The organism is Arthrobacter sunyaminii (genome assembly GCF_018866305.1).
GTDB classification, from domain to species: Bacteria; Actinomycetota; Actinomycetes; order Actinomycetales; family Micrococcaceae; genus Arthrobacter_B; species Arthrobacter_B sunyaminii.
On the sequence record NZ_CP076456.1, the window covers coordinates 2,603,918 to 2,615,906 of the forward strand.

General features: G+C 63.8%; 11 protein-coding genes, 1 tRNA gene and 1 other RNA gene. 7 read left to right on the top strand and 6 right to left on the bottom strand.

The window, feature by feature from the left end; genetic code table 11:
• Positions 1–26: 26 nt before the first annotated feature.
• The 5 genes from KG104_RS11710 to KG104_RS11730 all read left to right on the top strand — a co-directional run bounded on the left by KG104_RS11710 (position 27) and on the right by KG104_RS11730 (position 4,168).
• A complete protein-coding gene (locus KG104_RS11710) occupies positions 27–1,313 on the top strand; it encodes a hypothetical protein (protein ID WP_207347104.1) in 1,287 nt (428 codons plus the stop codon).
• A 75-nt stretch (positions 1,314–1,388) separates the two neighbouring features.
• Positions 1,389–1,991: an oligoribonuclease gene (orn, locus tag KG104_RS11715; protein WP_104161322.1), complete on the top strand. Its 603-nt coding sequence runs from the start codon at positions 1,389–1,391 to the stop codon at positions 1,989–1,991.
• A 142-nt stretch (positions 1,992–2,133) separates the two neighbouring features.
• A tRNA-His gene (locus KG104_RS11720) sits at positions 2,134–2,209 on the top strand.
• Positions 2,210–2,379: 170 nt separating this feature from the next.
• A complete protein-coding gene (locus KG104_RS11725) occupies positions 2,380–3,537 on the top strand; it encodes an acyl-CoA dehydrogenase family protein (protein WP_104053883.1) in 1,158 nt (385 codons plus the stop codon).
• A gap of 58 nt (positions 3,538–3,595) precedes the next feature.
• Positions 3,596–4,168, top strand: a complete 573-nt coding sequence (locus KG104_RS11730) for a peptide deformylase (RefSeq protein WP_104053882.1) — start codon at positions 3,596–3,598, stop codon at positions 4,166–4,168.
• A 113-nt stretch (positions 4,169–4,281) separates the two neighbouring features.
• Here the strand turns inward: KG104_RS11730 and KG104_RS11735 are convergent, their stop codons facing one another.
• The 3 genes from KG104_RS11735 to rnpB form a co-directional block, all read right to left on the bottom strand.
• Complete coding sequence (locus KG104_RS11735; RefSeq protein ID WP_104054778.1) at positions 4,282–5,748, bottom strand: glyceraldehyde-3-phosphate dehydrogenase; 1,467 nt, start codon at positions 5,746–5,748, stop codon at positions 4,282–4,284.
• Between the two features lie 125 nt (positions 5,749–5,873).
• Positions 5,874–7,157: an MFS transporter gene (locus KG104_RS11740; RefSeq protein WP_207347105.1), complete on the bottom strand. Its 1,284-nt coding sequence runs from the start codon at positions 7,155–7,157 to the stop codon at positions 5,874–5,876.
• A 115-nt stretch (positions 7,158–7,272) separates the two neighbouring features.
• Positions 7,273–7,674, bottom strand: an RNA gene (gene rnpB, locus KG104_RS11745) — RNase P RNA component class A.
• An 87-nt stretch (positions 7,675–7,761) separates the two neighbouring features.
• Here rnpB and KG104_RS11750 point away from each other — a divergent pair.
• Entirely contained in the window at positions 7,762–8,541 is a 780-nt protein-coding gene (locus KG104_RS11750; protein ID WP_207347106.1) for a YaaA family protein, read from the top strand.
• Here KG104_RS11750 and KG104_RS11755 read toward each other — a convergent pair.
• The 3 genes from KG104_RS11755 to KG104_RS11765 all read right to left on the bottom strand — a co-directional run bounded on the left by KG104_RS11755 (position 8,538) and on the right by KG104_RS11765 (position 11,248).
• Entirely contained in the window at positions 8,538–9,500 is a 963-nt protein-coding gene (locus tag KG104_RS11755; protein WP_307858981.1) for a reverse transcriptase-like protein, read from the bottom strand. The genes KG104_RS11750 and KG104_RS11755 overlap by 4 nt on opposite strands.
• Positions 9,501–9,503: 3 nt before the next feature.
• Positions 9,504–10,244, bottom strand: coding sequence for a zinc ribbon domain-containing protein (locus tag KG104_RS11760; protein WP_104053879.1), 741 nt, complete (start codon positions 10,242–10,244; stop codon positions 9,504–9,506).
• Positions 10,245–10,315: 71 nt separating this feature from the next.
• Positions 10,316–11,248, bottom strand: coding sequence for a Nif3-like dinuclear metal center hexameric protein (locus KG104_RS11765; RefSeq protein WP_207347107.1), 933 nt, complete (start codon positions 11,246–11,248; stop codon positions 10,316–10,318).
• Between the two features lie 132 nt (positions 11,249–11,380).
• Between KG104_RS11765 and msrA the strand changes: the two genes are divergently transcribed.
• A complete protein-coding gene (gene msrA, locus KG104_RS11770) occupies positions 11,381–11,905 on the top strand; it encodes a peptide-methionine (S)-S-oxide reductase MsrA (RefSeq protein WP_104053877.1) in 525 nt (174 codons plus the stop codon).
• The last annotated feature ends 84 nt before the right edge of the window (positions 11,906–11,989 follow it).

The following is an 11,989-nucleotide window of genomic DNA, read 5'->3' on the forward strand; positions in this document are numbered from 1 at the left end:
GGGCAGACACTGGAGATAAGCAGCACGTGGACACGCGACAGCAGGTCCGCGGGCAGCAGAAACCCGGAGGGCCGCAGCTTGCTGACAGCCCGAAACCGGATGTATCGGGTGGTGCGGCGCCTGAGGCTGCGGGGCTGCGTCCCCGCAGGGAGTCCCGGCGAAAGCCCCGGGAGGCAGGACAGACGACCCTGGAGTCCCGGGAGAGATCCGCCGCCGTATCTGCCGTCGGTTCAGCTGCCGCCGTTGAGCCGGCTTCGGGCGCCGCACAGGCAACGCCGGCAACGCCTGCATCTCTGCCAACCGCGCTCCCGGGCAGCGTACGGCGGAAAAACCATGACCTGCTCCTTTGGGGCGTCTTCCTGGCCGTCACGGCTGTCGGAGCGATGACGTGGGCCGAGATTGATTGGCGCATAACCGGAGCCGTTGCCTTCCTGCTGCTGCTGTCCTTCACTGCCGTCTGGCAATTTTCCTCGGATTCCCCTGCGGTGCATGACGCGGCGGACCAGGCCGGCTCAGAGCACCCGAACCCTTCAGCACCGGTCACGTCAGAGCCGGCGCACTCAATATCACCCGCCCCGGCGCTGAGCACCTCAACACCGACAATCCCGGCACCGGCACCGGCAGCCACAGCGACAGTCTCGGGGCCCGCACCAACCGGGCACGCCTCCGGGACGGACCCGAAACCTCCGATCACCCGCAAGGAAATGCGCGCGGCCGATCCCACCACGGGGGTCTTGCCGGTGGTTTCGGTTTTCGCCCGCAAGCCCGGCGCGGGAAACAGCCGTCCTTCTGCGCGGCCTGCCCCGGGAGCCCCTGGAACGAAAACGAATGCTGCAACCAGCCCCGGCGTCCCTCTGGCACCCGCAGGACAAGAGCTGCTGGGAATCGATACCGGACAGGCAAAGGCAGGAAGCAGGAAGGCACGGCGGCGGGCTGAGGCTTCGACGCCTGAAGCGACAAAGCCCGCGCAGGCCCCTGAAGCTGCAAAGCCTGCGCAGGCCCCTGATTCCGCAGAGACACGCAAACCCGCCCAGACACTCAAAACCTCCGAAGCCGCCAAATCCTCGGCGTCCTCAGCGTCGTCCAAATCCTCGGCGTCGTCAGAGTCTTCCGAACCTGCAGAGTCCACCAGGGCAGACAATGCTGGCACAGCAGACCAGAACGGTTCCGGCGACAGCCGCTGGACGCGTACCTTCGGTCCGCCTGAAACCGGCCAGCTGCCGATCCAGCAGTATGACGCAGCGGCGGCCGCCGTCGTGCCCTCCCAGCCGGAGTCAGCGGACCGCCGCCAGCGGAGCCATTCAAGCCTCTGAACAGGACGGAGTCCTGAGCGGGACGAAGCGGTTGTCTCGGGCCGGTACCCGGGGGCAGCGCGGTACATTGGTTGTGTGCCAATAACTAATGAACGCATTGTTTGGATTGACTGTGAAATGACCGGTCTGGACATCAAGAATGACGCCCTCATTGAGGTTGCGGTCTTGGTGACGGACTCCGAGCTGAACATCCTGGGTGACGGAGTGGATGTGGTCATCCGCCCCGATGACGCCGCGCTGGCGCAGATGGGTGATTTTGTGCGAAACATGCACACCACCTCCAAGCTCCTGGACGAGCTGCCCAACGGGATGACCATGGCCGAGGCTGAGGCCCAGGTCATCGAGTACATCACCAAGTGGGTGCCGGAGCCGAAGAAGGCCCAGCTGGCTGGAAATTCCGTGGGAACCGACAAGATGTTCCTGGCCCGGGACATGCCGGAAGTCATTGACTACCTGCACTACCGGATCATCGATGTTTCCACCATCAAGGAACTCGCCCGCCGCTGGTACCCGCGCGCCTACTTCCAGGCACCGGCGAAAACCGGGAACCACCGTGCGCTGGGCGACATCGTGGATTCCATCAACGAACTCCGGTACTACCGCGAGGCGATTTTTGTGCCGGCTCCGGGCCCGGATTCGGCGACGGCAAAGAAGATTGCGGAGGGCATCAAGAGTTAGCTCGGTCACATTTTGGGGTCTTGGGCGCCAGTTGGTCAGGACCACCCCAAAAACCGTGTAAGCTTGATTCCGCTGCCTCAGATAAATGAGTTCGCAAAAACCACTCGCCTGGATTTTGCGAATATGTTATCCGAGGCACATGGTGGGTATAGCTCAGTTGGCAGAGCGCCTGGTTGTGGTCCAGGAGGTCGCGGGTTCAACCCCCGTTACTCACCCCAAGGAGACTGGCAGGATCAGTTTCACAGAGGCCGTCCCGGTTCATCGGGGCGGCCTTTGTTGTGTTTGAACTTATGTTTGACTTGTTTATGAGGCCGCCCGGCCGGTGCTGCGGCGGCCCGCAGCACCGCCGCTGGAACGTACTGTGGCCAATCATTGAGGAGGCGCCGCCTTGGAGCGCAGATTGTTCGACGAAGACCACGAGCTTTTCCGTGACCTTGCCAGGGAATTCAATTCCCGCGAGGTCGCTCCCGGGTACGCCAAGTGGGACGCCGAGCACATGATGCCCCGGCAGCTGTGGAAGGCTGCCGGGGAGCAGGGACTGCTGGGACTTGCCGTGCCGGAGGAGTTCGGCGGCGCCGGCATGCCCGACTACCGCTACCGCGCCGTCATGGACGAGGAGTTCGCCAAGGCCAACCATCTCGCCGTCGGCCTCGCCTTCCATCTGCATGACGATATGGTCCTCCCCCACCTGCTGGCGTACGGTTCCGATGACCTCAAGGAACGCTGGCTGCCGGGGATGGTCAGCGGCGACACCGTCACCTCAGTGGCGTGGACCGAACCCGGCGCCGGCAGCGATCTGCGCGGCATCCGCACCAAAGCTGTGCGTGAGAACGACGGCGGCTGGCGGCTGAACGGCCAGAAGACTTTCATCGGCAACGGCATCAGCGGCGACGCCTCCCTGGTCCTGGCCCGCACCGACGGCGGAACCGGCCGCGGCACCAAAGACTCCTTCAGCATGTTCATGGTGGAAAAGACCGAGGGCTACAAGACGGGCGGCCAGCTGGACAAGATGGGCCTGAAGGCCTCCGACACAGCCGAGCTGTTCTTCGATGATGTTCATATCCCCGAGGGCAACCTCGTGGGCGAAGTGGGCCGCGGCCTGGAATACGCCGCCGGGCAGCTCCCCCAGGGCCGGCTGGCCATCGCCGTCGCTTCATCCGCCGTTGCCCGGCAAATCTATGAAGCCACCGTTGAGTACACAAAGAACCGCAACGCCTTCGGTGAGCGCATTGCCGATTTCCAGAACAGCCGGTTTGTCCTGGCTGACATTGCGACCGAGGTGGAAGTCACCGAATCCTATGTGGATTCGGCCATCCTCGCCTTCAATGAAGGCCGGCTGGACGCCGTCTCCGCAGCGAAGGCGAAGCTCTGGGCCAGTGAACGGGTTCAGTCCATCACCGACCGCTGCCTGCAGCTGCACGGCGGCTACGGGTACATCCTGGAATACCCGGTGGCGCAGGCCTTCCTGGCCGCCCGGCTGCTGACCATCTTCGGGGGAACCTCCGAGATCATGCGCGAAGTCATCGGCCGGCAGATCACCGCCTAGCCTCTCCCCCGGTACACAGACAGCAGCCGGCACCACCCACCCAACAGAAAGACCAGCAATGACCGTCCGTCCCATCGTTATCCACGGCGAACCCGTTCTGCACCGCCGAGCCGCTCCGGTGGAAAAGTTCGACGACGAACTGCGCACCCTGGTGGCCGATATGTACGAAACCATGGACGTGGCCAACGGCGTCGGGCTGGCGGCTACCCAGGTTGGCGTGGGGCTGCGCCTGTTCACCTTCGCCTACCAGAACGACGACGACGCACCGGACCGCGGCGTCGTCGTCAATCCCGTGCTCATCACGTCCAAGGTGCCTGGCTCGGCGCCGGACCCGGAGGACGATGCCGAGGGTTGCCTGTCCGTCCCGGGCGAGAACTTCCCCGTCAACCGCGCCGAGTGGGTCAGGATTTCCGGTTTCGATGAGAACGGAGCCCCGCTGGAATTTGAGGCCACCGGCTGGTTTGCCCGGGTCCTGCAGCACGAGTACGACCATTTGGACGGCAAGCTGTACGTGGACAAGCTCAATGACCGGTGGAGCAGGAAGGCCCGCAAAGCCATCAAGGCTCACGGCTGGAATGTTCCGGGACTGACGTGGATGCCCGGAGTGGATCCGGATCCTTTCGGCCACTAAGGGTACTCAGAAACCCGGGAGCCCACACCGGAGCAAAGCGAAAGGCGCGTTCCCCGACAGGGAAACGCGCCTTTCGCTTTGTCTATTTGCCTTGTCTTCGGTGAAGCTCCCGCCTAGATCGAGGCGGCCAGCTCCTCAACGCGAGGGTAGGCCGGCGGATTCACGTGGGCCATTTCCTCCAGTACCCGGATGACCTGGCAGCTGTAGCCGAACTCGTTGTCATACCAGACGTAGAGGACGGCATTCTTGCCGTTGGAGATGGTGGCCAGTCCGTCCACGATGCCGGCCCGCTTGGACCCCACGAAGTCGGTGGAGACAACCTCGGGAGAGTCGATGTAGTCGATCTGCTTGTGCAGGTCAGAGTTCAGCGATGTTTCCCGCAGGAAGGTGTTGATCTCTTCCTTGGTGGTGGAGGTCTCGAAGTTCAGGTTCAGGATGGCCATGGAGACGTCGGGGGTGGGAACCCGGATGGCATTGCCGCTGAGCTTGCCTGCCAGTTCCGGCAGCGCCTTCGCAACGGCCTTGGCGGCACCGGTTTCGGTGATCACCATGTTCAGTGCAGCGGAGCGGCCGCGGCGGTCACCATTGTGGAAGTTGTCGATCAGGTTCTGGTCATTGGTGAAGGAGTGCACCGTCTCCACATGCCCGTGGATGATTCCGTATTTGTCGTTGAGCACCTTCAGGACCGGCGTGATGGCATTGGTGGTGCAGGAAGCCGCGGTGACAATCAAGTCATCATCGGAAATCGATTCGTGGTTGATGCCGTGCACAATATTCTTCAGGTTGCCCTTGCCCGGAGCGGTGAGCAGGACGCGCGAGACTCCCTTGGCGGACAGGTGCTGGGACAGTCCCTCTTCGTCGCGCCAGCGGCCGGTGTTGTCCACCACCACGGCGTCGTTGATGCCGTAGGCCGTGTAGTCCACAGTGGACGGATCGTTGGAGTAGATGACCTGGATCAGGGTGCCGTTGGCCAGGATGGTGTTGTTTTCCTCGTCGACAGTGATGGTTCCGTCGAAGGCACCGTGGACGGAGTCGCGGCGCAGCAGCGAAGCACGCTTGACCAGGTCATTTTCCGCTCCCTTGCGGACAACGATTGCCCGGAGCCGCAGGCCCTGGCCGCCCCCGGCATGGTCGATGAGGATGCGGGCCAGCAGCCGGCCGATCCGGCCAAAGCCATAGAGGACGACGTCGGTGCTGGTGCGGTCGTCAGCGCCGTGCTTGCCCGCCACATCGGCCAGCTCGCGGCGGAGGAAATCCATGAGATCCACGCCGGCGCCCTCTGCCTTGTACTTCAGGCTCAGGCGGGCCAGGTCGATGGATGCGGCGCCCAGCTCCAGTTCAGTCAGTGCCTGCACCAGCGGGAACGTGTCAGAGACCGGCAGTTCAACTTCATCGATCTGCCGTGCAAAGCGGTGTGCCTTGAGGATGTCGATGACGGAACGATTGACCAACGGGCGGCCGTACACCGAAGTGACCACACTGTTTTCCCGGTACAGCCGCCCGATCAGCGGAATCATTGCCTCGGCAAGGGCCTCACGGTCCATCCATGTATCCAGGCAGGCATCGGAGAACTGGCTCAAGATTTTCACTTCCTTTTCTCAGCCGGCACTGCTTTGTGCCGGTTGGTCGTCCCTCCAAGTGTATTAGGACACACTTGCCGCACCGCTTTGTTGAGCGAGATGTTTGTCACACTGACATGTTCGGGTCAGTGGACCTCCAGGGTTTCGTCAGCCGGTTCGGGCTCCAAGTCTTCGAGATCCCTAATCCCCCGCAGCGGACCGAACGCTGCAACGGCCGGAGCCAGGAACGCAATCGCCAGTCCGGTGAGGATGGCCCCGCGGATTCCCAGGACTTCCACGAGGAAGCCCCCGATGACGCCGGCAACGGCCAGCATTCCCCAGGTCACCATCCGGGACGCAGATCCCAGCCGGCCCAGCATTCCGGGCGGGCAGACCCGCTGGCGGAAGCTGGTGGACACCACAACGTTCATGGAGATGGCATATCCGGCCAGGAAGAGCCCGGCGAATCCCGGCAGCATTCCCCAGTCCGGCGTCATCAAAAGCAGGCTGGAATAGCCGGCTGCAGCGGGCAGCATGGAGAATCGCCACACAGTTCCCGAGCCCCAGCGCTGCGTGACGTGCTTTACGGTGAGCCCGCCCAGCGTTCCGCCCAGCGCGGTGGATGCGGTCAGGAATCCGAGCATGGCTCCGGATTCGCCCAGTGTCCGCACCACAAGGATGACCATGAGGGAGACTACGATTGCGCCGCCCAAATTCCAGAGCGCACCGACCAGCAGGATCGCGCGCAGCGGAGCTGTGCTGAAGCTGTACTGCAGCCCCTCTTTCATGTCGCGGAAGATCCTGCTCCCGCTTTTTTGCGGAGTGGCCGCCTCCTGAACCTTGAGTGTTGCCACCGAAAGCAGCGATGCCGTGGATGCGGCCACCTGCAGCAGGAGCGAGTTTGATGCCCCCCAGACAGAGGTCAGCCAGCCGCCCAGACTCCGGCCCACTGCGTCCGCTGAAGCAGCGGAGCCGGTCATGAGACCGTTGCCCTCGATCAGTTCCTCACGCTTGACCGCCCGGGGAACCAGGGCCGACTCCGCCAGCATGGAGAAAACGGCAGCCAAGCCGGACAGGAAGGACACCACGAAGAGTTGGATGACAGTGAGCCGGTCCAGCCAGAACGCCACCGGCAGGCTAATCAAGACGGCTATCCGTATTACCAGCGCGGCCATGACTACTGGTTTGCGGCGGTAGCGGTCCACCAAAACGCCAATTGGCAGTCCAAACAGCAGCCACGGCAGGAACCCCACGCCGGACAGGGCAGCAACAGCGAAGTCCGAGGCGTCCAATTCGACGGCGGCGATGAGAGGCAGCGCCACAGCGGCAACGGAAGTGCCAAAGATGCCGGCGGTCGAGGAAATCCATAGGGCGCGGAAGTTCGCATTACGGAGCACCAGCGGGCGGCGTTTTGTCGTAGTTCTGGACATTGCCACAGAATAGTCGCGCAGTTGCCGGTGCGCCTGCATTGCGGACCGCTTGTGCAAATCCTGCGGAAAAACAGCGCCAAATCTTGAGACACTGTTGCCCCCGGGGCTGTTTGAGTGGACGGGCTGGCCGATAAGCCGGGTTTTGTATCTCCGGTCCGTTACCGGGCCGGAGGCGGCAATCATCCATCTGGGAACGCCGTTGCCGGCGCCCTCAAGCGGCCTACCCGGACGCATCGGGCGAGCAGCCCTCAAACGCGTCCTGTATGGCCTTGCTCCGGGTGGGGTTTACCTAGCCGCTCCGGTCACCCGGAACGCTGGTGGTCTCTTACACCACCTTTTCACCCTTACCGAACAGACAGTGTTCCAAGCGGATCACCATCAACGGCGGTTTCTTTTCTGTGGCACTGGCCTGCGGGTTTCCCCGAGTGGGCGTTACCCACCACCCTGCTCTGCGGAGCCCGGACTTTCCTCGGTGGCTCCTTTAATAAGGACCCAACGCGATCGCCTGGCCAACCCGTCCAGCCTCAATGCTACCGTCTCCGGCGGGTTGTTCGGGTTCAGTGCCCCGGCCGGGAGGCTCACACACCTCGCGTAGGATTAATTGGTGTTGATTTTGCTCCCGCCCTCTGAAGGAAAAACCGCCGCCGTCTCAGGTCCGGCTTTCGACCCCGACAAGCTGCATTTCCCCGGGCTTAACGACGCCCGCAAACAGGTCCTTGAAGCCGTGGCGCAGGCCAGTGCTGCGGCGGACGCGCACACCGTCCTGGGCGTCGGCCCGTCACTGGCCGCAGAGGTGCAGCGCAACACCGTCCTGCAGGATCAGCCCTGCGCCCCGGCACACCGCATCTACAGCGGAGTGCTCTACGACGCCCTGGGCTACTCAACACTGACTCCCGCCCAGCAGCGCACTGCGGATAGCTCCGTCATCGTCATCTCAGGATTGTGGGGGGCGCTGGGATTCGGCGATCCGATTCCCGCTTATCGGTTGTCCATGGCGGTGAAGCTTCCGGAAACGGGCAAACTCGCTTCCTTCTGGAAACGCCATTTGACGCCCGTCCTGAACGAGTATGCGGCGGAACAGCTGGTGGTGGACTGCCGTTCCAGCACCTACGCGGCTGCGTGGGCGCCGGAACCGGCTCGGGCAGCGGCTGTGAACGTCTTCCAAATTCGGAACGGAAAACGCACCGTTGTTTCGCACTTCGCCAAGCACACCCGCGGCGAGCTCGCGCGTCATTTGCTGACCCGCACCGGCGCCGCACCTGAGACGCCGGAACAGCTGGTCGCCGCTGCCGCCGAGAAGTGGGAGGCAGAGCTGGTGCCGGCCACGGCCCGGAAGCCCTTCCAGCTCAACCTCATCCTTCCCGGGCAGGAAGCCGCAAACTAGTCTTCGGCAACCAGCTCCACTTCGAAGCCCGCACTGTTTTCGAGGTAGGCAGCGTAGTGGTCCGGACCGCCGGCATGGGGATGCCGGTCGGTGAACAGCAGGGTCCAGCCATGGCTTGCGGCGCGCCGGGCCAACAGGTCCACATCCGCCCGCGATCCGGCGTGGAAGGCCAGATGGTTCAGGCCCGGACGCCGCCGTTCGTACGCCGTATCCAGCACGTCCGGTCCTGCTTCGATAACCACGTAGCTGTCCGCTCCCTGCCACCGGGCACCGGTTTTCCAGCTGTCCGCGCGCAGGTATCCCAGGCGTTCCAGGAGCCAGCCCAGCGAGGCTTCAGCGGCGGCGAAGTCCCGGACCCACAGCTCGGTGTGGTGCAGCCTGCCGGTGGCAGTCGGTTTGGGCTCGGCGACCGGCTCGGAAACCTCTTTCGGTTCCTGGAGCGCAGTTGCAGCTGCACCCTTTTGAACCCAGGGAACCCCTGCCATGCCGGCGTCCATTGCCTCATTGGAGAGCCGGTCGGCGTCCTTGTTCAGTTCGCGCGGGATCCACTGGTACTTCACCCGGCGCGGGTTGACGATCCCCCGGGCCTTGGCTGCCAGCTTCTGCATGTCCTCGTGCTTGATCTTCCAGCGGCCGCTCATCTGCTCCACAACGAGCTTGGAGTCCATCTTGGCCAGGATCCAGCAGTCGGGGTCAATGTCGTGGGCCATTTCGAGAGCCGCCACCAGGCCGGAGTACTCCGCCACGTTGTTCGAGGCCTTGCCGATGTACTGTGCCTTTTCCGCCAGAATGCGTCCGGTCTCAGGATCGCGCACCAGGGCGCCGTAGCCGGCGTGCCCGGGATTGCCGCGGGAGCCGCCGTCGGCTTCCACAATCAGCGTGCGCCGGGTCGCGTTCGAAGAGGCCGCGGCGTTCCCTGAAGGCTCAGCAGGGGCGTCGGACGGGTCAAACAGGGTCACCGGTCAGCTGCTCCACTCATCGGAGCGCACCAGGATGGCGCCGGAGTCGGGGCAGAAGACAATGTCGTCCTCTGCGGCCTTGCGGATATCGGCAAGGTCTCCGGGGCTCAGCTGCATGCCGGAGCCCTCGGAGGTGCCGTGGAACAGGCGTGCGGCGCCAATACCGTGCTTGGCCAGTGTCTTTTCGTAAACGGCCAGCAGGCCGGGCTCAAAGGTGGCTGCCAGTTCCTCACGGCTGGCGACCACTGCCTGCCGCTCGGTTTCGATTTCCGCCAGTTCGGCGTCGCGCTTTTCTTCCAGCGCCGCCATTTCAGCGTCCAGGGCAGCGGCGGCTTCACGTGACTGCTCCTCGGCGGCCTTGGCCGTCTCGAGGCGCTCCATGACTTCAAGCTCCACGTCTTCCAGATCGGAACGGCGGCGCTTCAGCGACTCCATTTCGCTCTGCAGGGCGGTGAGCTCCTTGGAAGTGCCGTGGCCGCTGTCCAGATGCTTCTGGTTGCGCTCTACCCGGGATGCCACGGCTGCGACGTCGGCTTCGGCACGGGTCAGTTCACGCGTGATGTCGGCGGCCTCGGTGGAAGCGGCAACCAGCCTGCTCTGCGCCGCGGCCCGCTGCAGGGCAAGGGCTGCAATCTCCGAGTTGTCGCTGACGGTGCGGGCCCGGTTCCGGAGTTTGCGGACCGTACTGTCCAGAGCCTGCAAATCGAGCAGCCGCAGCTGCTCCTCCGACGATGCTTTTGCCACCGAAAAACCTCCAACTATGACCGGGCCAACCTGACCCGGTTCTTCCCCCTAGCCTATGCCAACGGGGCAGGTCAGTTCAGCCCGGGTGTCAGCACAAAGTCCCACGGATCGGTGTTGGTGCCGCTGATCCGGATCTCCGCGCTGAAGCCCTGATCGTTCAGGACGTTTTCCAGGGCAGCGGCTGCAGGCGTCAACCACAGCCATTCACTGCCGAAATGGGACACATCCATCAGGTAGGGGCGACCGTTAACGGCAGCCTCACGGGCTTCGGACGCGGGATGGTGGCGCAGGTCGGCTGTGACGTAAACGTCAGCCTGGTGCCGGCGGACGGCGTCAAAAAGACTGTCACCCGCACCGCCGCAGACGGCAACCCGGCGGACCAGCCCGTGCGGATCGCCGGCAACACGGACTCCGCCGGCGACGGCGGGCAGGATGCTGAAAACCAGCTTGGCGAAGTCCGCCAGCGTGGTGGCCTCAGGCAACTCCCCCACCCGGCCGATGCCCTCTTCGGGCAGTCCGTCCTCGGCGGGAACCAGCGGTTCCACCCCTTCGAGTCCAAACGCGTCTGCCAGCACATCGGAGACCCCGCCCACGGCGCTGTCGCCGTTGGTGTGGACCGTCAGCAGCGCACAGCCGCCTTCAATCAGCCGGTGCACCACGTCACCTTTGAATCCTGTGCCCGCCACCGAGTGAACCGGCTTCAGGAACAGCGGGTGGTGCGTCACCAGCAGGTCCGCGCCCCATTCCAGGGCTTCGTCAATGACCTCAGAGGTGGGGTCCACGGCGAAGAGAATCCGCTTGACCGAGCGGAATGGCCGGCCGGCCACCAGACCGACGGCGTCCCAGCCTTCAGCCAGGGATTCCGGCCACAGTTCTTCGGCGGCCAGGAGGACGTCGCCGAGTGTGGGCGCGGAGCCGTCCGTTTCTGCTGCGGCGACGGGGGTTTCCGGGTCCGGTCCCGGTGCCGCCGGCTCGGCGCCTTCGGCGGGCTTGTCTGTATCCATGGTTTCAGTTCTACCTGCTAGGTTTCCCGCGCTCAATTCGGCCGCGCCGCAGCAGGGCATGATTCGCCCCGCACCGGGTATTGGAATGGAAGATCGGGAATCATTGCGGGCACGCGTGCATTGATACAGGGTATGAAGACCTATGTACTTGGCGGAGGCTGCTTTTGGTGCCTCGACGCCCTTTACCAGAAGACCCGCGGTGTCACCGACGTCGTTTCCGGCTACACCGGCGGGCACACCGCCCATCCGGACTATGACAGCGTCTGCTCCGGCACCACCGGACACGCGGAAGTGGTGGCGGTGACCTTTGACGAGGACATCATTGACGGTGAAGTGATCCTTGACATGTTTTTCATTTCACATGACCCCACCACGCTGAACCGGCAGGGGTACGACGTCGGCACCCAGTACCGGTCCTCGATGTTCTACACCAGCGAGGCTGAGCGCGAGGAGTTCGAGAAGGCACGCGACCGGGCACAGGAGCACTGGGACAATCCGATCGTGACGGAGATCGTCCCGCTGCCCCGCTTCCACGTGGCGGAGGATTACCATCAGGACTTCTACGCCAAACACCCCGAACAGGGCTACTGCCAGGTCATCATCAATCCGAAGCTGGCCAAGGCGCGGAAATATTACGCTGAATGGCTTGACAACTGACCCACCCTCATGCAGAGGGGTAGGCTGGGACGGGCCCCGGTGCGGACATTCCCGGGAGCAGCAACCTCCAGCCGCCCCTGACTC

Bases quoted from the DNA above. Each gene is read 5' to 3' on its own strand.
- KG104_RS11765 (WP_207347107.1), bottom strand. From the start codon at position 11,248: ATGGATACAGACAAGCCCGCCGAAGGCGCCGAGCCGGCGGCACCGGGA.
- msrA (WP_104053877.1), top strand. From the start codon at position 11,381: ATGAAGACCTATGTACTTGGCGGAGGCTGCTTTTGGTGCCTCGACGCC.
- KG104_RS11740 (WP_207347105.1), bottom strand. From the start codon at position 7,157: ATGTCCAGAACTACGACAAAACGCCGCCCGCTGGTGCTCCGTAATGCG.
- KG104_RS11730 (WP_104053882.1), top strand. From the start codon at position 3,596: ATGACCGTCCGTCCCATCGTTATCCACGGCGAACCCGTTCTGCACCGC.